16 protein-coding genes are annotated in these 20,733 nt (G+C 68.3%); 4 read left to right on the top strand and 12 right to left on the bottom strand.

Features of this window, described 5'->3' with window-relative positions; genetic code table 11:
• Positions 1-16: 16 nt before the first annotated feature.
• Both galE and HNO88_RS02745 read left to right on the top strand, forming a co-directional pair.
• Positions 17-1,021 (top strand): UDP-glucose 4-epimerase GalE, encoded by a 1,005-nt coding sequence (gene galE / locus HNO88_RS02750; RefSeq protein ID WP_184242554.1) that lies wholly within the window; start codon positions 17-19, stop codon positions 1,019-1,021.
• Positions 1,022-1,032: 11 nt separating this feature from the next.
• Positions 1,033-1,617, top strand: a complete 585-nt coding sequence (locus tag HNO88_RS02745) for a thymidine kinase (RefSeq protein ID WP_184242553.1) — start codon at positions 1,033-1,035, stop codon at positions 1,615-1,617.
• 310 nt (positions 1,618-1,927) lie between these two features.
• On the opposite strand, the gene HNO88_RS02740 is transcribed toward HNO88_RS02745, so the two are convergent.
• A complete protein-coding gene (locus HNO88_RS02740) occupies positions 1,928-2,941 on the bottom strand; it encodes an NAD-dependent epimerase/dehydratase family protein (protein WP_184242552.1) in 1,014 nt (337 codons plus the stop codon).
• 184 nt (positions 2,942-3,125) lie between these two features.
• Between HNO88_RS02740 and HNO88_RS02735 the strand changes: the two genes are divergently transcribed.
• Positions 3,126-3,974 carry an acyltransferase family protein gene (locus tag HNO88_RS02735; protein WP_184242551.1) on the top strand — a complete coding sequence of 283 codons (849 nt, stop codon included), beginning with the start codon at positions 3,126-3,128 and terminating at the stop codon, positions 3,972-3,974.
• Between the two features lie 39 nt (positions 3,975-4,013).
• On the opposite strand, the gene HNO88_RS02730 is transcribed toward HNO88_RS02735, so the two are convergent.
• The 7 genes from HNO88_RS02730 to HNO88_RS02700 all read right to left on the bottom strand — a co-directional run bounded on the left by HNO88_RS02730 (position 4,014) and on the right by HNO88_RS02700 (position 13,546).
• Positions 4,014-6,470: a WD40/YVTN/BNR-like repeat-containing protein gene (locus HNO88_RS02730; RefSeq protein ID WP_184242550.1), complete on the bottom strand. Its 2,457-nt coding sequence runs from the start codon at positions 6,468-6,470 to the stop codon at positions 4,014-4,016.
• A gap of 48 nt (positions 6,471-6,518) precedes the next feature.
• Positions 6,519-7,346: a WecB/TagA/CpsF family glycosyltransferase gene (locus HNO88_RS02725; RefSeq protein WP_312856987.1), complete on the bottom strand. Its 828-nt coding sequence runs from the start codon at positions 7,344-7,346 to the stop codon at positions 6,519-6,521.
• A gap of 88 nt (positions 7,347-7,434) precedes the next feature.
• On the bottom strand, positions 7,435-8,709 hold the full coding sequence (locus HNO88_RS02720) for a hypothetical protein (protein ID WP_184242549.1): 1,275 nt from the start codon (positions 8,707-8,709) through the stop codon (positions 7,435-7,437).
• Positions 8,706-10,151: an O-antigen ligase family protein gene (locus tag HNO88_RS02715; protein WP_184242548.1), complete on the bottom strand. Its 1,446-nt coding sequence runs from the start codon at positions 10,149-10,151 to the stop codon at positions 8,706-8,708. Before HNO88_RS02715 ends, HNO88_RS02720 begins: the two co-directional genes overlap by 4 nt.
• Before the next feature lie 94 nt (positions 10,152-10,245).
• Positions 10,246-11,355: a glycosyltransferase gene (locus HNO88_RS02710; RefSeq protein ID WP_184242547.1), complete on the bottom strand. Its 1,110-nt coding sequence runs from the start codon at positions 11,353-11,355 to the stop codon at positions 10,246-10,248.
• Positions 11,352-12,353 (bottom strand): glycosyltransferase family 2 protein, encoded by a 1,002-nt coding sequence (locus tag HNO88_RS02705; protein ID WP_184242546.1) that lies wholly within the window; start codon positions 12,351-12,353, stop codon positions 11,352-11,354. Before HNO88_RS02705 ends, HNO88_RS02710 begins: the two co-directional genes overlap by 4 nt.
• Complete coding sequence (locus HNO88_RS02700; protein ID WP_184242545.1) at positions 12,350-13,546, bottom strand: glycosyltransferase family 4 protein; 1,197 nt, start codon at positions 13,544-13,546, stop codon at positions 12,350-12,352. Before HNO88_RS02700 ends, HNO88_RS02705 begins: the two co-directional genes overlap by 4 nt.
• A gap of 236 nt (positions 13,547-13,782) precedes the next feature.
• Here HNO88_RS02700 and HNO88_RS02695 point away from each other — a divergent pair, with 236 nt between their 5' ends.
• Positions 13,783-15,723 carry an acyltransferase family protein gene (locus tag HNO88_RS02695; protein WP_184242544.1) on the top strand — a complete coding sequence of 647 codons (1,941 nt, stop codon included), beginning with the start codon at positions 13,783-13,785 and terminating at the stop codon, positions 15,721-15,723.
• An 8-nt stretch (positions 15,724-15,731) separates the two neighbouring features.
• On the opposite strand, the gene HNO88_RS02690 is transcribed toward HNO88_RS02695, so the two are convergent.
• The 4 genes from HNO88_RS02690 to HNO88_RS02675 all read right to left on the bottom strand — a co-directional run bounded on the left by HNO88_RS02690 (position 15,732) and on the right by HNO88_RS02675 (position 20,727).
• A complete protein-coding gene (locus HNO88_RS02690) occupies positions 15,732-17,231 on the bottom strand; it encodes a hypothetical protein (protein WP_184242543.1) in 1,500 nt (499 codons plus the stop codon).
• A gap of 97 nt (positions 17,232-17,328) precedes the next feature.
• Complete coding sequence (locus HNO88_RS02685; RefSeq protein ID WP_184242542.1) at positions 17,329-18,657, bottom strand: O-antigen ligase family protein; 1,329 nt, start codon at positions 18,655-18,657, stop codon at positions 17,329-17,331.
• Positions 18,658-19,027: 370 nt separating this feature from the next.
• Positions 19,028-19,789: a proteasome-type protease gene (locus tag HNO88_RS02680; protein WP_184242541.1), complete on the bottom strand. Its 762-nt coding sequence runs from the start codon at positions 19,787-19,789 to the stop codon at positions 19,028-19,030.
• A gap of 80 nt (positions 19,790-19,869) precedes the next feature.
• The gene (locus HNO88_RS02675; RefSeq protein WP_184242540.1) at positions 19,870-20,727 is read right to left on the bottom strand and encodes a transglutaminase family protein; all 858 of its coding nucleotides are present in this window, start codon (positions 20,725-20,727) and stop codon (positions 19,870-19,872) included.
• Positions 20,728-20,733: the final 6 nt, after the last annotated feature.

The following is a 20,733-nucleotide window of genomic DNA, read 5'->3' as shown; positions in this document are numbered from 1 at the left end:
TAGCCAGGCGACACGCATGCAAAGACCACCCGTTCTCGTGACCGGCGGTGCCGGCTATATCGGCAGCCACGCGGTGCTGGCGCTGGTCGACCGCGGCTGGCCGGTCTGCGTGATCGACAACCTGGTCACCGGCTTCCGCTTCGCCGTGCCCGAGGGCGTGACGCTCTACGAAGGCGATATCGAGGACGCCGCCCTGCTTGCGCGCATCTTTGCGGAGCAGCAGATCGGTGCGATCATGCACTTCGCCGGATCGGTGGTGGTGCCCGAATCGGTCGAGAATCCGCTCAAGTACTACGGCAACAACACCGCCAAGACCCGCGCCCTGATCGAGGCGGCGGTCAAGGCCGGCGTGCCACACTTCATCTTCAGCTCGACGGCGGCGACCTACGGCATTCCCGAAGTCTCGCCGGTGACCGAGGACAGCCCCAAGCAGCCGATCAACCCCTACGGCATGTCCAAGCTGATGACCGAGTTCATGCTGGCCGACACCGCGCGGGCACACCCGATGAACTACTGCGCGCTGCGCTACTTCAACGTCGCGGGCGCCGATCCCCAGGCCCGCACCGGGCAGTCGACCGCCGGTGCGACACACCTGATCAAGGTCGCGGTGGAAGCCGCGCTAGGCAAGCGCGAGAGCGTGGGCGTGTTCGGCACCGACTTCGACACGCCCGATGGCACCGGTGTGCGCGACTACATCCACGTGACCGACCTGGCCGAAGCGCACGTGCTGGCGCTCGAGGCGCTGGTCGCCGAGCCTACACGCTCGCTGACGATGAACTGCGGCTATGGCCGTGGCTTCTCGGTGCTCGAAGTGCTCGACGCTGTCGACCGCGTCACCAACCGCACCATCGACCGCCGCTTGCAGGGACGTCGTGCCGGCGACCCCGACGCGCTCATCAGCGACAACAGCCGTATCAAGAGCACGTTGCCTTGGGTCCCCAGGTACGCCGATCTCGACGTGATCGTCGGCCACGCCCTCGCCTGGGAGCGCAAGCTGGGCGAGATCCGCGGCGAAGGCTGAGTTCGTCGGCGATGGCCAAGCTGTACTTCTACTATGCCAGCATGAACGCGGGGAAATCGACAACCCTGCTGCAGGCCGACTTCAACTATCGCGAGCGCGGCATGGCGACGATGCTGTGGACCGCCGCGCTGGATGGGCGGGGCGAACACCATGCGATCGAGAGCCGCATCGGCCTCGGCGCCGATGCCCGCCGCTTCGATACCGCGACCGATCTGTGGGAAGCGGTGTGTGCCTGCCATGCGGCAACGCCGCTCTCCTGCGTGCTGATCGACGAGGCGCAGTTTCTCACGCCCAGTCAAGTGTGGCAGTGTGCGCGCCTGGCCGACTTCGCTGGCATCCCGGTGCTCTGCTTTGGCCTGCGCACCGACTTTCGCGGTGATCTGTTCTCCGGCTCCGGGGCACTACTGGGCGTGGCGGACAAGCTGGTCGAGCTCAAGGCTGTGTGCCACTGCGGGCGCAAAGCGACGATGAACCTGCGCGTCGATGGCTCGGGAGAGCCAATCCACGATGGCGCGCAGACGCTGATCGGCGGCAACGAACGCTATGTTCCGCTATGCCGGCGACACTTCTGCGAGGCGATGCACGGCTGGACGTGAGACTCGGTGAGATCCTCCCCTGCAAGGGGAGGTGGCGCGCACGCAGTGCGTGACGGAGGGGTGTCACCGCTGGCGGAGTGCTCGGACGAGAGGGTTATACCCCTCCACCACCAGCTACGCTGGCGGTCCTCCTCCCCTTGCAGGGGAGGATCCAGGGGCGGACACGTTGTCTCGGGCTCGACCCAGGACCGCTTCCGGCAAACGGCACCCTCTCAAGGCAAGAGCGTGCACCACATTTGACGAAAGCTCGCAACGTGGCGCAATCGGCCCCGGGTCGAGCCCGTAACGACGGCATCCTCGCTGCCGGCGTTCAAGTTCCCGTATACGCCCGATACCACTCCACGAAGCGCGGTACGCCCACGTCGATCGGCGTCGTCGGCGCATAGCCCGTATCGCGAGAGATGGCGCTGATGTCGGCGTAAGTCGCAGGCACGTCGCCCGGCTGCATCGGCAGCATCTGCAGCTCGGCCTTGCGTCCGCAGGCCTGCTCCAGCACCTCGATCATCCGCATCAGCTTTTCCGAGCGATTGTTGCCGATGTTGTACACCGCATGCGGCTTGGTGCTGCCGCCCGGCTTCACCAGGCCATCGTCGGCGGGCGGTCGGTCGAGACAGGCGATCACGCCGGCGACGATGTCGTCGATATAGGTGAAGTCCCGCTGCATTTGGCCGTTGTTGAAGACCGAAATCGGCTTGCCCGCGAGCACCTTCTCCGTGAACATCCAGAGCGCCATGTCCGGTCGGCCCCAGGGTCCGTAGACGGTGAAGAAGCGCAAGCCCGTCTGCGGCAGGCGGAACAAGTGCGCGTAGGTCTCGCTCATCAGCTCGTCGGCGCGCTTGGTGGCGGCGTAGAGCGAGACGGGGTGGTCGGTACGGTCTTCTACGGCGAAAGGCAGCTTCTCGTTTCCGCCATAGACGGAGCTGGAGCTGGCATAGACCAGGTGCGGCGTCTGGCGGGCCCGGCCCAGTTCGAGCATGTTGACGTGGCCCGCCAGGTTCGAGCGCACGTAGGCATGTGGGTTTTCGAGCGAGTAGCGCACGCCGGCTTGCGCGCCCAAATGAACGATCGCGTCGAACTCATACCCGGCCAGCGCCCGATAGAGTGCCGCGTTGTCGGCGAAATCGAGTTCCAGGAAGGTGAACTTGTCCCCGAAGCGCTCGTCCAGTTGCGCCAGGCGATCACGCTTGAGCTGCACGGGGTAGTAGTCGTTGAGGTTGTCGATCCCGATCACGCGCTGTCCGCGCGCCATCAGCCGGTCGGACAGCGCCGCGCCGATGAAGCCGGCGGCTCCGGTTACCAGAACTGCGGGAAAACGCGTCGCCATGTGCCCTCCGAACCGCCCCTGGTCCACGCCGCAGCGCATAGGCGGAGCGGGGCAGGCGGACAAGCGCGCCCTGACGGCAATCGATGCGAGTTCGGTGGCATTTACAGCAGCCCCCGAGCCGCTTCGCTGCACCTGCTAAGGACAACCACTTGCCGCACGGAGCATTGCTTGGCATGGTACCGCGATGAACGTCGAAGGACTGATCGACCGGCCCGAACACAACCGGTTGCGGTCGTTCGGGCGCGTGGTCAATCTCCTGTGCTTCTTCGTACTGCTCCTGATCATGGGCACGGTGATCTACGGATTGGTGCTACGCGCCGTGTGGGAAAGCAATTACTACATCGCCGTCGGCATCGCCGGCATCGGCGCGATCGTCCTGCTGATCGGCCTTGCCCAGCAGGAGATCGCCGCGCGGGACAAGGCGACCTGGCGCGCCATGGCCGAGTGGCAGGTGCGCGCCACCTATCGCAAACTGGCAGAGCGCTGGGCCGAGCAGGAGAAACACGGCCGCCCGGTGCCGACGATCGATTCCGAGCACTATTACGAGGAACTGCTGCTGACTTTCACCGTCGGCATGGGCCTTGGCCTATTGTTCCTGCGCGGCTCTCCGCTGGTGACGAGCCTGCGCATGGCGCCGGTGTGGATCGCGGCGGCCGTGGTGCTGATCGCGCTCGCCTTCGCGGTATCGCCGGTGCAGCCGCTCGGGCCCAAGACCGACGCGCTGTTCACGCTTGCATCGGCGGCACTGATCGCGCTGGGGCTTTGCGTCGAGAAGCACATCCCCGTCTCGCGCGTGGGCCTGATACTGGGCGATGCGTCCTATGCCATGTACCTGACTCACATGTACTTCGTGGCGGGCTCTATCGTGGTCATCGGCAAGCTGGCCGGGCCGCAGGCGCCCTGGCTCGAATTGGTGAGCTCGATCGCGCTCAGCGTGCTGATCGCGATACCGTTCCACACGTACATAGAAAAGCCGATGAGCCGCTGGCTGCGCAACCGGCCGCCGATCTTTCGTACAAGAAGGCCGGCATAGCTCCTCCACTCGCAGCGGAGGAGCGATGCCGGCTCGAAGCTACTGCCCCAGCGTGCTGCACTGCGATGTCGCGAAGGTCGCAAGCGGCGCGGCGCGGCACGGCGCCGGCTCGCCCCAGATCCAGCCTGAGCCCAAGTAGCCCAGGTAGACGCGGCCGAAGACGTCGGGATCGGCGCCGATCACACTGACCTGGTCGAGCGTGCCCATCGGGAAATCGACCAGCTTCTGCCAGCTGGCGGCATCGTCCGTCGACCGCCAGATACCGTAGACGCCGCCGACCCGGCCCGAGATGTAGATCGCAGGGTAGTTCGCGCCGCGTGCGGCCTTGCCGAACGCCACATCGTCGACGTGGGTCACGGTGCCGACCGACGCCCAGGTCCGGCCGCCATCGGTGCTGCGCTTCAGCGGCGCCGCCTGATGGACGATCCCGGACGTGAAGAACAAGTGTCCCGCCTTGCCGGGCACAGAGCGCAGCTTGGCGGCGATGGAGCTGTCGCGGTCGATCTCGCCCGCGAACACCCGCTCCCATCCCGCGCCTCCGTCCGCCGTGCGCCACAGGCCCGCCAGTCCCGCGTTGGGCGCCTCGCCGCTGTGATAGAGATAGAACACGCCGCCGGTGGTCTTGTCGGCGGTCAGCGTCTTGCGCTGGTACCAGTTGTTCTGGAACGAACCGTAGGCATCGCCCACCGCGCCCGGCAGCACGACCTGCTCCCACGTCTGGCCGCGATCCTTGGTGAAGAACGGCGCGCGGTTCTGGGCCGGTTCCCACACGATGTTGTCGGGATCGCCGGAGGAAACCGCGATGGTGCCGAACGCCATGCGCCAGGGATCGTCGCCCCTGGTGCCCGGCGGCGTCGGCAGCGTCGGAAACTTGGTCCAGGTGCTGCCGCCATCGGTGCTGTATCCGGCCATGACCGCATTGCCGTCCTCGGCGCAGCAGGGCCGCGTGTCGCTGGCATTGGTCACCAGGAAGCCTGCCTTTGCCGGCGTCCAGTCGACCTGCTGCACGGCGATGAAGCCGCGATCGGGCGCGAAGCGGGTCGAGAACGCGTTGAGGTCGTGCTTGATGTGGATGCCGAAGTCCCAGGCCGCGAAGAGCGGCGCATGGCCCGGCGGCTGGACCACGTCGTTGGCCACCAGTTCCTCGATCCCGCGCGCCTGGCTGACCCAGGCCAGGTGGGTGTCGCCGCCGGAGAGGTCGGCATGGAACACGCCCACGCCATGCGCGGCCCAGATGCGGTCGGGCCTGGCCGGATCGAACTGGATCGAGCCGGTGGCGAAGTAAGGGATGTCGGCAACCTTCAGCCATGGCGGGTCGCCCTCGCCCACGCGGGCCGAATGGGTCACGTTGGACCAGGTCCTGCCGCCGTCGGGGCTGAGGAAGCCGTTGCCGCCCTGATCGAGCACCAGCACCCGGTCGCTACGCGGATCGGTGGCGAGCGACTGGTAGGTCATGGCGCTCAGCTTGCCCTCCTGCACCAGATCGTGCCAGCGGCCCTCGCGATAGGTCCAGACGGTCTTGCCATCGAGATCGACGGCGAAGAAATCCCCGTTTCGCGCAAAGGCGCCGCGGTTCAGCGTTGTCGGCTGTGCGCCGCTGGCACCGAGCGGGCGGAAGCTGCCGCCGCGATCTGCCGAAACGAACATGCCGGTGCCGGGCGCGAACGCGAGGACGCGGCCTGTCGGCTTGCCATCGCGGCCCGGCTCGAACCAGACCTGGCTACCGGGACCTTGCACGCCTTCCTGCTGCGGCACGCGATCCTTGCCCGCCGGCACGCTGGCGACACGCTGCCAGTTGCGGCCACCGTCACTCGATCGCAGGACGCCCTGCCCGGGCGTGCCAAGCAGAACCAGGTCCGGGTTCGTGGGGTCCACCGCGATGTGCGGCCCGGCGAAGCGCCACTCGCTATTGGCATCCCACCACGTCGGGAACGGCCCGCTCTGCGGGGCGGTGAAGGTCCGGCCACGGTCGTCCGAGCGATAGACCGTGTACTTCGTCGCCATGTAGATGCGGTTCGGATCGGAGGGCGCGACCGTGATCTCGTAGACGCCTTGCGCGGCCCCGCTCTGGGTGCGCAAGTCCTGCGGCATCGCCGTGGCCGTGACCAGCTGGTGCCAGCGGTTGTCCTTGTCGCTCCAGATGTAGGCGCCATAGACGTCCGTGCGCGCAACCATGGTCTTGCCGCTTGCGTCGATGGACACATCGGCGATGAAGCCGCCGCCGCCGATCGCCACCCGCTTCCACTGGTAGGTCTCGTTCTGAACCGGCCCGCCCGCTTTGGCGAGCGCGGCCGGCGGCGTGGTGTCCAGCGCCTCGGGCCCGCGCCCGTGCAGCTTGACATAGGCCGCGCCCGCCAGCGCTCCGGCAAGGGCAAGCGGCACGCCGAAGTACAGCATCAGGCGCGGCCACTGCCTGGGTGCGGGCTGGGTGAACTGATCGTAGCTGATCGAGCGTCGGTCGCGTGCGCTGGCGCGCGGGGGGTCGCGTGGGGGCATGGTTTCCTCATGGACGGGACGCGTGTGCGGATATGGGGATGGGGCGCATCAGTCGTGCGTTCGCGTCAGCAAGTAGTAGACGGCGACCGGGTTGGTCACCAGGTAGCGCCAGCCCAGGCGCAGCGGCTCGCGCGCACCGCGATAGAGCCACTCCAGCCCGAAGGCCTGCATCCAGTCGGGCGCGCGCGAGACGCCGCCGCCGTAATGGTCGAACAGGCCGCCGCAAGTGCGCACCCAGGCCACTCCGGGGAGCAGCGCGCGCAAGGCCACCGCCATGCGCTCCTGCCTGGGCGTGCCCACCCCCAACCAGAGCACATCCGCGCGCGCTTCGCGCACCAGGCGGGCGACTTCGGGCAGATCCTCGTCCTTGAAGTAGCCATTGCGAGTGCCGGCGATCTGCAGGCCGGGGAAGCGATAGCGCAGATGCTCCGCCGCGCGCGCGGCTACGCCGGGGCGCGCACCCAGGAAGTAGAAGCGCACCCCCTCGTCCGCCGCCACGCGCGAGGCATCGAGCAGGAAGTCGGTGGTCGCCGCGCGCTCAGTCAGCGGGCGCTTGCAGAACACGCGGCTGGCGAAGACGAGCGGCATGCCGTCGGCATCGACTAGGTCGACGGCATCGATTGCCGCGCGCAGGACCGGGTCCTGGTGATAGGCGGCGACGACGCTGCCGTTGGCGGACGTGAGCACGCGCGGGTGCGGCAGGGCGCCGGCACGTGCGCTCGCCACGTCGTCCAGCATCAGCTGCGCCATCTCCGCCCGGGTCAGCCGCGCGATCGGCAGGCCGCCGATGGTGATCGTTTCCGGGCTGCGGGGAGCGGGACCCTTGGCGCCAGCGGCCGGCGCCGCAAGGTTCGTGCGCGCGAGGTCCTGTCTCACATCGTTCAAGCGCAGCTCCGGTCCATGGCCTCGCCGGCCTTGAGCGTCGACTTTAGCACAGCCCTGCTAGGGATAAACCCCGGGCCGCTCACCGGGGCACTGGCGCATCGTGAAGGAGGCGTGTGGTGGCCCGCCAGGCGGCGAAGGCGAACGCGCCCTCGCCCAGCACGATGCCGGCGATCGAGAGAACCGGGCTTGCCACCGCGACCAAGCCCAGCACCGCGGCGAGCGAGACCAATGCCGTCCAGCCGCTGATCCACGCGAGCTGGCGAAAGCGACCGGCCGCCAACAGGATCACGCCCTCGGGCGCGTGCAGGAGACGGGCCATCGCAACGGCAAGCCAGAGCCCCGTTCCGGTCAGCACCGTCTCCAGCCCGAACTTGCCCACCATGTACTCGGCCGGCGCAAAGGCGATCACCAGCGCCGCCAGGATCGCGGTCCCCGTCCACACCGCAAGCAGCAGCAGACGCAAGTGTAGCCGGGCCTGGGCGATCGCCGTAAACTCGGCGCGGGCGACGCGATGGGCGGCGCGGGCCCGCTCGAACTCGACCAGCGCGTTCACCGCCACTGTCACCGGGCGGATGAACAGCACCGTGGCGGCGATCGGGGCGAACGCGGAAGGGCCGAGCAGCGCGGTGACGATGTAGCTGTGGCTGTTCACGGTCGCCTCGGTGCTGATCACGCCCAGCAGCGACCAGCGCGCGTCGCGGCTCCAGACCGTACGGTAGGCGCGCACTCTCGACATGCCGGGCAGGCGGAGGCGCACGCCCGGCAGCAGCGGCGCCAACGCCCCGGCAACGGCGAAGGCCAGCATCGCCAGCGCCGTCACTTCGCCGGCTTCGGGCAGCACCGCGAGCGCGATCACGCCCGCCAGCAGCAGCGCGCTGTAAGCGAGGTCCGACGTCATCGCGCGCCCGTAAGCCCCGCGCGCGGTCGCGCCGACCCTGGCGAACTGTCGCAGCAGCACGACGCTGGCATAGAGCGAGAACAGCCCGGCCGAGAGCGGCGCCAGGCCGACGGCGGCAGCGATGGCGGCGAACAGCAGCGTGGCCGGCAGCAGTGCCCAGACCGAGACGGCCGTCACCCCACCCAGTTCGCGCGCGGCCTCGGCCCCGCCGCCATCGCTCGCAGCTTGCGCCGAGAGCACCAGCATCGGCGAGGTGAACAGCGCGCTCCAGATGCCGACGCTGAACTGCGACACGACGAACACGAACGACAGACGTCCGAACTCGGCCACCGGCAGGCGCGCAAGCAAGGTGAGCGAGAGCAGGAACTGCACGCCCGCCGAGGCCATCGGCCCCACCGCGGCGGTCGCGTACCACTGCAGACGGCCGCGAAGCGACGACGCCTCGCCGGCGTTCACGCGATGCCGTCCTCCAGGTCCTGGCTTGGGCCGGGTTGCGGGCGTGAAACGGGCCGACGGGCTCTGGCGGGCGCGAGCGTCTGCCGCGTCAGGCGGTTGCGCAAGGCGGTAAAGCCGTTGCGGCCGGCCATGCGGGCTACCCGTGCCCGCAAGTCCTGGTGGGCGCCGGCGCTTTGATCGGACAGGCGATGGATCAGCACCACCGCGATCATCAGGAACACCTGAACCGGTGCGGCGCGATCCAGCATGGTCGATTCGCTCATGTTGTGGCCGGCGCAGAATGTCAGGATCGCGAAAAGCAGCGCCCGGCGCGAGCGCGAGATGTTGATGCTGCACAGGAGGCGAATGGCGGGCCAGACGAAGAGCACCAGCAGCGCGAGCAGCAGGCCCGGCAGGCCGATCGTCACCAGCGTGTCCAGGTAGCCGTTGTGCCCGTGCCCGGCCACGCGCGCGACCCAGTTCGTGGTCAGGGTCCAGATCGGACTGGAATAACCGATCTGCCAGAACGATTGGTAGCCCGCACCCGTCCACAAGTGCTCGCTGCTGTATTCCAGCAGCAGCGACCAGACCGAGCCGCGGCCGGTGAATGCGCCCGGATCGTCCAGGATCGCCTCGACGCCGCCGAAATACATTACGACCGCGCCAAGCAGCAGGCCTCCCAGCACCAGCACGGCTGGCAGCAGGATCGAACGATAGCGCGGGTTGTAGAAGCGCATCGCCGCACCCACGACGAAGGCGATGCCGAGCATGGCGATCGAGGTCTTGGAATGGGTGTAGTAGAGAAAGATCAGGCTTGCCGCGAGCACCGCGCCGGTGACCCAGGTCGGAAGCCGCTCACGGTCGAAGGCGAACAGCAGCACTGTCAGCGCGCAGGCCGGTCCTGCGATGTTCTTGTGCCCGGTGATGCCGCGCCAGTCGCCCACCAGCGAGGTGTCCTCGGTCACCGCCGCCATGTGCACGCCGGATGAGGAAACCATCACCATCACGTAGTTGATCAGCAGGAGCCCCACGAGCGCGGCGCGCACCAACCGCAAGGTGCGAACCGCCCCCAGGTCGCCAATGGAGCGCACCAGGATCCAGATGACCGCCGAGGTGAAGGCCAGTCGTCGCAACGAGATCAGCGGCTCGATCGCCCAGGAGACGCTGACCAGGCAATACCCCAGCAGCAGCAGGATGGACGTCGGCACCGACATCGGCGGCCGCGTCTGCGACGGAGCCAGAAGCAGCACGCCGAGCACGCCCAGGATGATCACCTGGCGCACCACGTCGCCCTGCGCCGCGGCGGAATCGCTGAGAGTCCAGTCCTGCAGCAACGGCACGCCGATCAGAGACTGCTCCAGCAGCAGCAGCAGCGCGATGCTGGCGATCATGCGCCGCTGGCGCATGTGCTGCTCGAACTTGTGGGCCGCGACGCGCGCGGGCGAAAGCAGGGTGGTTGCCATCAGCCTTGGCTCACGTCCGGATACCGGCCGACGGCAGCCGCAAGTTCAAGAGAAGCGCACAGACATGCATGCCCGGAAATTAGCACTACGGCTTTCACGCTACCAGCAGCCTTTCGTACGCATCGATCATCGCCCGATTCGAGGCGGCCACTCCCAGCGCGCGGGCCCGCCGAGCCCAGGCCTCGCGCTCGACCGGGTCCGAGAGCAGCCGGGCAAGCACGGCGCCCAGGCCGGCATCGTCTCCGATCGGGACCGGCAACCCACAAAGCGCGCCATCGCCATCGGTGATCCCTTCGACCTGCACCGGCACCTTCGACACCACCAGCGGCAAGCCGAGCCGCGCCGCCTCGATCAGCGCAAGGCTGTGGCCTTCGTAGTGGCTCACTTGCGCGAAGACTTGCGCCGTGGCGGCATGGGCCAGCGCCTCGCCGCGCGTCATCTGCCCCAGGAAACGCACGCGTCCAGCAACGCCGCAGGTTTCCGCCAGGGCGCGAAGCTCGGCCTCGTCCTCTCCGGCGCCAACCACGTCGAGCGTGCCTTGCGGCACATGCGCCATCGCGCGCAGCAGCATGGGATAGTTCTTCTGGTAGCTCAGGCGGCCGAGCGCGACCACGCGGCCGGGCACCTTGGCAGGGGCATCTTCGGCGACCAGCGCGTCGATCGCGCGCTCGACCGGCTCGGGAAGCGCATTATGGATCGTCACCAGCTTGGCGCGATAGGCGGCAGGTTTGTCCGCGAGCGAGGCGGCGACCGCGTGCGAGACGCAGATCACCGCGGCGACTTCGCGCATGCGCCCGGTTAGGGCGTCGAGCCGCACCAGCGCGGGGTTGTGCGTGTCGGCAGGGGAATGGTGCGAGACGTAGACTCGCGTGCCCGTTCGTGCCGCCCGCACCGCCAGCGGCATCATGACGTTGGCGAACGGCATCGCGGTGATCACGGCGGCGGGGCGCGTGCGCCGCAGATAGCCGACCAGCGCCCGGAACAGCTTGGCGACGCCGCCGAAGCCGCCTGCCCGCCCGCCGAGCACATGATGCCACCCCTCGGCCTCCGCATGGTCGCGCTGGGCTGCATCGCCGTTGGGGTAGAGCACGAAGCGCTCCGTACGGTGCCCGCGCGCCTCCAGACCGGCCGAGATGTCGTTCCAGATTTCGCGCAGGCCGCCCGGCTCGCTGTGCGTCATCGCGAAGTGGATCGCCCCGGTCATGCCCGCGGCTTGCCCGAGACATCGCGCCGCGGGATCGCCTGAGCGGCCGGGCGACGCGGCCGCAGGAAGCCCTGGATCAGGCCGATCGCGTTCACGTTCCACGTCGCCAGCGAGTAGAGCCCCAGCCGCAAGCCCCCGCGTCGCCAGGCGAAGTAGGCGATCGGCAGCGCCACCACGATCGCCAGCGCCAGCCACTGCCCGGTCGCGACCGCAAGCAGCATCGCCAGCCACCAGGCATAGATCACGACGCCATAGCGCAGCTGCGCGAAGTCGCGCGCGACCTGTGCGAAGTGCGGCTGGCCCAGCGCCGCTCGGACGACCTCGCCGGGGCCGCCGGCATAGCCGCTGCGCAAGCGACGCAGCATCAGCTTGTAGCCGGCGACGACATGGCCATAGTGGTCCACCGCATCGACCGGGATGCGCGCCAGCTTCCACCCGCGTGCCCGCAGCCGCGCGCCCAGTTCAAATTCCTCGAAGGCGTGCAGGTTGCGGTCCGCGAAATAGCCGGCGGCGCGCACGGCCTCGGTGCGGTAGAGGCCGCCGCAGTCGAGCCGGTCGACTTCGCCTGAGACGCGCGAGCCCTTTTGAGCGTCGGATTGGGCGCGCAGCTCGAACTCGATGCTGTTGGTGTTCGCCTCGTTCACCCGCCCGCCGACCGCGGCATAGTCCGGATTGGCGCGCAGGAAGGCGATGCCTTGCGCGATCATCTCCGGGCTGAGCACCATGTCGCCGTCGAGGAGGTAGAAGAACTCGCCGTGCGCCTCTTGGAACGCGAGTTGCGCCCCGGTGCCGCACGAGCGCTGTGCGGGATCGGAGAGTTGCACGATGCGCACGGGAAAGCCTTGCGCGATCTCGACCGTGCGGTCGCTCGAGCCGCTGTCCGCCAGGATCACTTCGCCGCCGAACGGCTCGGCGGCGGCGCAGGCACTGGCGAGGCACTTGGCGATGTGCGCCTCCTCGTTCAGCGCCTTGATGCCGATGGTGACGGTCACGCTCATGCCGTGGGAGCCATGGCCGCGCGGTAGGCCGAAAGATAGCCGTCCGCCATTACCGTGGGCGAGAAGCGCGCGATCATCGCCGCGCGTAAAGGTGCGACATGCGACCGCGCGCCTGCCGGGTCGTCGATCATCCGCGCCACCACCGCACCGAGCGCTTCCGCATCGTCGACCTGAGCGCAGTAAGGATAGTCTTGCGGTAGCACTTCGGAGAGACCCGGCGCATCGGTGGCCGCAAGCGGAACGCCGGCCATGAATGCCTCGATCGCCAGCAGGCCCAGGCCTTCGAAGCGCGAGGGCATCAGCACGCCGTCCCATTCGCCCAGATGCGCCCCGAGTTGCTCGATCGGCGGCACCATGCGCACCGTCCAGCCGGGCGCCACGCCGTGCAGCGCCTCGCCCAGTTGCGCCTCCTGCGGCCCCGTCCCCGCAATCGTCACCTCGACATCGCGCCTCGCCGTCCGTGCATGCGCGGCGTGCAGGATCCGTGGCAGGAGGTCGGAACCCTTGGCGGGAACCAGCCGCGCCGCGAACAGCAGGCGATAGGGTCCCCGGGTTCGGGGCGGGGCGATCGGCGGCGGGGCGACGCCATTGTAGACGACCGGAGCGGGCGCGCGAGGCATCCGCGTCGGAATGGCGGCGTCGGCTTGTGCGGCGGCCAGCGACACGGCGATGGCACTCCCCCGCGCGAGGCGCTGCGTCACCCAGCGCCCCACTTTGCCCCAGGCGATCCAGAGCTCGCAATTGTGCACGGTGCGCAACACCTGCACGCGAGCAAGGCGCGGCGACAGCACGGTGGCGATGGCGCACGTCAACTCGGGCACTTCGGTGTGCAGGTGGACGACATCGGCCCGGAAACGCCGCACCGCCTTCGCGAGGCGCCAGGCGGCAACCAGTGCGCCCCCTTTCTTGAAGTGCCCGGCGGTGCCGGTGAAGACCGGAACGTTCCACCCTGCAAGTCGCCTGGCCATGTCGCGGCCGACCCGGGTCGGCGCATCGAGCGCGAAGACCGCGAACATGGCGAAGTCGACGCTTTCGTGCAGTGCTCCGACCAGATCCACCGCCACGCTCTCCGCGCCGCCGAGGTCCAGCTTGGTCACGACCTGCATGACGCGCGGCCGGCGACTGCCAATGCTGGCCGGCGTCGCCGCGAGCGGATCGGGCTCGGTCGCCGCATTGACTGCTGCCTTGGACAACACCGATCCTTCGCGTTGCACGTGCGAAGCGCCCCCGCCGCACTTGCCAAGCGTCTATCAGTGCAATTACGTGGCGTCGAGGGTCGGGACCGGGGCCGAGCGGGGGGAAGCAAACCCGAGCGTTCAGGTGTCCCGCTGCCGAACACATCGTCGCCGGGCGCTGCTTGCGGGGCCCGCCTGCCCAAGCCACACACCGCGGGCGCGCAAGGCCTGCGGGTACCACGCGAAGGAGTGCCATGCAGGACCCGGCTGCCGATCACCCGCCTGCCGGTGGCCCTGCCCGTGTGCATCTTGCCCGTGAGCAGCTTGCCCGAGAGCATCGGCCGTCGCTGCAGCACCGCCCCGAGATCGACGGCTTGCGCTCTTTCGCGATCCTGCCGATCCTCCTGCTGCACTGCGGCGTTCCGGGCCTGCGTGGCGGCTTCGTGGGTGTCGACGTGTTCTTCGTCATCTCCGGCTACCTGATCACCGCGATCATCCATTCCGAGATCGCGGGCGGCAGCTTCTCGCTCGCGCGGTTCTACCGGCGACGTATCGTGCGCATCCTGCCTGCGCTGGTGCTGATGATCGCGGTGGTGCTGGCACTGGGCTGCGCGATCCTGCTGCCCATCCCCTTGCGCGACCTGGGGCGCAGCGCCGCCGCGACGGCCGCGTTCGGCTCGAACATCTACTTCTATGCGACCGTCGACTACTTCTACTCGGACCTGACGCCCCTGGTCCACACGTGGTCCCTGGCGGTGGAAGAGCAGTTCTACGTGCTCTACCCGCTGCTGCTGATGGCCACGCGCAAGCTCTCGCGAGAGAGGCTCGTCGTCCTGTTGGCGGCGCTGTCTGTGGCTTCGCTCGCGGTAGGCGGTTACTTCGCCATGACCGATCCGGCCGCGGGCTTCTACCTGCTGCCCGCGCGCGTCTGGGAGCTGCTGGCCGGAGCGCTGGTGGCGCTGGGCGCCTACCCCCGAGTGTCACGGCGCTGGGCGGCGGTGCTCTCGTGGTTCGGGCTCCTGGCGATTCTCGCCTGCGTGGTGGCGATCAAGCCGAGCTGGCCCTTCCCCGTGCCCTTCGCGCTGCCGGTGGCCGGCTCCGCCTTGATGCTGATCGCCTATTCGCCCGGCACCGTGGTCGCCCGGGTGCTGAGCTGGACGCCGCTGCGCTGGATCGGGCTGATCTCATACTCGCTCTACTTGTGGCACCGCCCGATCATCGCGCTCTACCTGCAAGGCCGGTCCGAGGTGCTGACCATCCAAGACGCGCTGGTGCTGCTGCCGCTGTGTTTCGCGGCGGCGATCGCGTCCTATCTGCTGGTCGAGCGGCCCGCGTTGCGGCGCTGGCGATCGGGCACCGGGCTCCTGCCCCATGCCTGGGCCGTGCTGACGCTCGGCGTCGTCGCGGCAGCCGGGCTGCTGATCGCTGCGCAGGCCGAGCGCATCCGCCCTCTCCCGCCTGAAGTCGCGCGCGTCGCAGGTTACCTGCGCTTCGACAAGACGCCCGCCGGCCGCGCGCAATATGCCACCGATCGCTGCTTCGCGCTGCCCACGCATCGCCCGAACGACCCTGCCTGCCTGCTTCCGGAAGCCGGTCGCGACAACGTCCTTCTCGTCGGTGACAGCCACGCCGCGCAGCTGTCGCAAGCCTTGTCCCGCGCGATCGCGCCGGCGCACCTGATGCAGGCGACCGCCGCGGGATGCCGCCCGGTACTGGAGGGTCGCGGCCTCGCGAGCTGCCGGACGCTGACGCTGCAAGCGCTGAAGCATGCAGACCTGGCGCGGATCAGCGCCGTGGTGCTCGCCGGCCGCTGGTTCGCAAGCGATGCCCCGCTGCTCGCCGACACGGTGCGCGCGCTTCGCGCCCGCGGCGCCAGGCGGGTGATCGTCGTCGGGCCGGTGGTGGAGTACGACGCCGACGTGCCGGACCTGCTCGCCCGCTCGATGCTGGCGCATGATTTTACGCGGATGGAGCAAGTGCGCCTGGCCGATCGCGCTCCGCTCGACCGGACGTTGCGCAAGGTCGCGAGCGAAGCGGGCGCCCGCTACGTCTCGCACTTCGCGATCGAGTGCCCGCAAGGCCGCTGCCTGCTGTTCACCGCCGATGGGGGCCCGCGCCACATCGACCACTCGCACCTGACCCCGCTCGCCGCGCAGCCGGTCGCCGAGGCGATCCGCCGCGCTATCGCCGACTGAGCGCGCCGTCAGTTCTCGGGCAGCAGCAGCGTCGAGGGCGGGATCGGCACGAAGACCCGGCCGATCTCGGCGCCCGCGATGGCAAGCAGCGGCAGCGCGAGGCACAGCAGCGTGAGCCCCCTCCGCTCTCGTAACATGGCCCGCAGGCCCTCGTCCGACAGTGCTGCGGCGAGCGCCACTCCGGACAGGGCGGCTGTCAGCAGGAAATAGCGCGGCGCGGTGGCGACGCCCACGATCGCGTAGGACCCGGCATAGAGCAGCCCCGCAGCGCTCATCGACAGCGCGGTCCAGGCGAGCGGATCGAGCGGATCGCGGCGGCGCGTGCGCGCGAACAGGATCGCGAACGCACCGATCGCCGTGGCGACCACCACCGCCGGGATGAACACCACCCCCAGCGTGTACTTGGCGGTGAGGCGCGGCAGGCTCTCGCGTGGCGGCGCGCCGAGTTCGGCGGGGGTGACCGGAACGATGCCGTTGCGCGGCTTGGTCGAGGTGAACAGCAGCAGCTCTGCATTCATGTGCCGGGTGCGGTGCACGACGTAGGCGAGCGGGTGGCGAACGACGGCGGCGATCCAGCGCGCCTTGAAGTCCGAAGGGGGCGGCACTTGCCCGGCGATGATCTCGCGCTGGTCGAGCAGCCGCGCGCCCGCCTTGGCCGGGAACCACGCGCAGCGGCCCCATGGCGCCATGGTGTCCCACATGACCGGCGAATAGCAGCGCGCGACATCGTTGCGGGAGATGCGGCTGGCGGGTCCGAACACCGCCGGATCGTCGGCGCCATGGGCTATGCCCAGCAGATCGAACAGCAGCAGCGAATCTTCCACGCGCGAGGGTTCGGCCCCGAACACATGGCGGCTGGAGAGCTGGACGCCCACGGCCAGCAACGCGGTGACCGCCGCTGAAATGAGCAGGCTCAGCCACAAGCGGCGCAGCAGCTGCGGCGCGAAGGCAAGGATGAGCGCGGGGCCGGCGGCGAAGGCGGCATTGTGGCGCATCAGCACGCCGCACACGATCAGCAGCACGCCGCCCGCGATCAGTCCGTGCCGCACCCCGCCACCGCTGCGAGCGCGCAACAGCAGGCCATAGCCGAGCAGGAAGAACGAGGTCAGCAGGCTGTCCTTGCCGATGGGATCGAACCACACCGCCGCGGCGATCACGCCGACCGCGATGGCTGCCAGCGCTGCGCCGGACCGACCGAGGCGCGCCAGCGTCAGGGCCAGCACCGCTACGCCCGACCAGTAGAGCAGGATCGAGAGGACCAGCAGCGGCACCGGCCCCGGACCGAACACGCCGAGTGCCTGCCACAGCCGCGTCATCGCCGGGGGATGCCAGTCGTTCAGCCGGTTGGCGGCGATTTGGGCCCACTGCATGCTGGCATCGTTGCTGAGGCCGCCCGACCAGGACAGCAGCAGGTGGAGCAAGGCGATGCCGGCCAGCAGCAAGGCGAGCACACGCGGCGCGGCAAACGCGCGTATCGCCTCGCGGGTGCTCGAAGGAATGGCGATCATGGCTGCCCCTGCCCGGACCAGTTGCCGATGTCCGGAATTACGGACGCCTTGCAATAATTGACGGCCTTCACGGCCACAAGCACCCGCCGCCGCGCCGTCAGGTCGCCTCGCGGCGGCGTTGCGACAGGGCGGCGAAGATGTCGGCGCCGCTCATCTTGCGCGTCACGGTGCCGACCTGCTCCCAGTTCTGGGCAATGGCGACGGCGATCATCATCATCACGCCGATCAGTGTATCGCGCTCCAGCAGGCTCGATTCGGTGACGTTGTGGCCCATGCAGAACAGCAGCATGGCCACCGCGAGCGCGCCGCGCTGGGGCGTGATGCGGCTGGACAGCAGCTTCCACGCCGGCCAGATCACCGCGGCGAAGACCACCAGCACCAGGCCTGGAAGACCGACCGAGACCAGCAGATCGAGGTAGCCGTTGTGGCCCGAACCCGCGGTCTTCACGAAGCCCTGGCCATAATCGTAGATCGGGCTGTCCTGCCCTGCATCCCAGAACGAGCCATAGCCCGAGCCCAGCAGGATATGCTCGCTGGAATAGCGGATCATCGCGTCCCAGATGAACCCGCGCCCGGTGAAGAACTTGGGGTTCAGCAGGTTCTCCAGCACGAAGCTCTGGTAGGTGCTGTAGAAGAACCACCCGGCTGCGGTCAGGAACATGATCATCGGAATGGCGAAGCTGCGGATGCGCTCGTCGTAGCGCTGGAAGATCCAGCCGCACAGGAGGGCGATGCCCAGCATGCCGGCCGAGGTCTTCGACTGCGCCTTGAACAGGAAGAAGGCGGCTGCGGCGATCACGGCCCAGCGGATCCATGACTTGATCTGCTTGGCGTCGTAGAGGAACAGCAGGATGGTCATCGCGCAGGCGGCGCCGGCGATGTTCTTGTGCCCCATCAGCCCGCGCCAGTTGCCCACCACCGTCAGCTGGATGTCGCCATCCAGCATCATGTGCACACCCATCTGCGGATAGGCGACCACCACCAGGTAGCCGGCGATCAGCACGGTCACGAACAGGATGCGCAGGATCTTGATCGTGCGTTCGTATCCTGCCGCCTGCATCACGATGAAGGTATTCCACACCACGATGGTCATCAGCACCAGGCGCCGGATGGCGACGCCGGGGTTGATCGCCCAGCTGAGGCTGAGCCAGCACCACGCTAGCGCCAGCAGTAAGGGCCAGGGCATGATCAGCGCCTTCGCGCCCGGCCCCTGCTTCATTGCCGCGAAGATCGAGAACGCCAGGATCGCCACGTAGCCGATCTGGCGCACCGCGCTGCCCTCTCCCGAGCCGCTGATGTCGCCCGCCGCCACTTCGCGCACGACCATGGCGGGCGCGAGCAGGATCATCGTGAAGAAGGCGAAACCGGCGATGTAGAGCAGCCGGTCCTTGCCCGAGGACTGCGAAGCGGGAGCGGCGATCTTCATGGGAAGGACGGTTTCTCCGGTGAACCGACGACCCCGAAAGGCCGCTTCACTGAGGGACTATCCGTATAGGACAACGGCTGCGCGGTCCAGCATGGATGGGGTGTCAGCGCTTGCGTTCAAGCGGTGCCGGCAACCTTGGTTGGGCCGAGGCGTGCTGGCCCAACGCTTGTGCCCATACCGGAAAGATCCTCCCCTGCAAGGGGAGGTGGCAGTCCGCAGGACTGACGAAGGAGTGTCGCCGCCAGTCGAGAACCCGGCCGAGAGGATTACACCCCTCCACTACCAGCTACGCTGGCGGTCCCCCTCCCTTTGCAGGGGAATCAAAGAACACCCTCGCACTCACAAGAACCACCCTCATCCCGAGGACAGCCTACTCCGCCGCCAGGTGCAGCGGCTCGTCCATAGTGTAGTTGGGCAGCGACATGAAGGCCCGCTTCAGCGCCTCGCCCCAACCGGTGGAGACTGCCTTGAAGTAGGGATCGTTGCCGTCGATGCGCCGCTCGTGCAGCGGCTCGAAGCAGTCGCGCTCGATCACCAGCAGGTCGAGCGGCAGGCCGACCGACAGGTTCGCCTTCAGCGTTGAGTCGAAGCTCACCATCAGCAGCTTCACCGCGCTTTCGAAGCTCATGTCGCGCTCGTAGCCGCGCAGCAGGATCGGACGGCCGTACTTGGTCTCGCCGATCTGGAAGAAGGGCGTGTCGTAGCTCGCCTCGATGAAGTTGCCTTCCGGATAGATCAGGAACAGCCGCGGTTCCTGGCCCTTGATCTGGCCCGACACGATCATCGAAGCGCCGAACGTGGCCGCGGCCGTCTGGCCGTTGTTGGAGGCCCGGCTGGCGATCGTCTCGCGCAGGATATCGCCGACGATCGTCGCCACCTGGAACATCGTCGGAGCTTCGAGCAGCGAGTTGTGCCGCTCGGCCGGCGCCTTGTTGCGTTCCTCCAGCTTGCTGATCACCGACTGGGTGGTGGCGAGGTTGCCCGCGGTCATTACCGTGATGATGCGCTCCCCCGGCATGCACCAGTGGAACATCTTGCGGAACACGGAGATGTTGTCGACGCCCGAATTGGTGCGGGTGTCGCTCATCAGCACGAGCCCACGATCCAGCATCATGCCCACGCAATACGTCATCCGACCTGTCTGTCCTTCGTACCCTTCGGCTACTTGACCGCCCCCGCGGCCGTTTTGCCGTCCTGGCCCCGCCTGTGGACTTACTCGCCCCGAGACTGGTGCTGCCCACCTTGCGACTGTTGCTGCTGTCCTACCCGATTCTCCTCTACAGACAAATGAACGGACAGCCGGCTTTCCCCCGTACCCGTAGCAATACCTGTGAACGGCGCCGCGTCGCTGTAGTCGCAGCCAGAGGCCACGCGGACATAGCGCTCGTCCGGGCAGATCGCGTTGGCGACGTCGAAGCCGACCCAGCCCAGCCCGCGAACATAGGCCTCGGCCCAGCCGTGGCCGGCGTCCTGCTCGATCCGCCCATCCATCTTGAGGTAACCGCCGACATAGCGCGTCGGAATGTCGACCAGACGCCCGGCGCTGATGAAGACGTGCGCCTGGTCCTGGCACACGCCGCGACCGGCGGCGAGCGCCTGCTCGGCCGAGGTCTTCACGTCGGTGGTGCCCGGCACGTAGTCGACCGCGCCGCGCACCGCCTCGCTCATCTTGTGCAGGAAGGCGAGCGGATCGCGGCGATCGGCGTCGATGCCGGCGACCAGCGCGCGCACCTTGAGGCCGGCGCGGGTGAGCGGTGTCGCGCGCAGGAAGCACCATAGCGGAAAGTGGCCGCTGTGCTCGCCCACCACACCGTTGTTGTCGGCGGTGCGCACTGTGCCATGGCATGTCACGACCACCTCGCGCACGCCGGGATCGAGCGAAACCAGCTCTACGTGGTTCTGGTGCTGGTCGTCGTACGCCGCCTCGTGCGTGGCACCCTGCAGGTCTGTCGTCCACTCGACGATCTGCTGGCCATGCGTGGACTTGGGCCGCAGCCGTAGCCGCTGGAGGCCATGGTTGACCCCGAAGTCGAAGCTGTAGCGGGTCTCATGCTGGATGGTGAGGAGCACGCTGGG

Source organism: Novosphingobium chloroacetimidivorans (assembly GCF_014204535.1).
Taxonomy (GTDB): domain Bacteria; phylum Pseudomonadota; class Alphaproteobacteria; order Sphingomonadales; family Sphingomonadaceae; genus Novosphingobium; species Novosphingobium chloroacetimidivorans.
The sequence above is the reverse complement of the archived record's forward strand: the minus strand, read 5'-3'. Positions and strand labels throughout refer to the sequence as shown.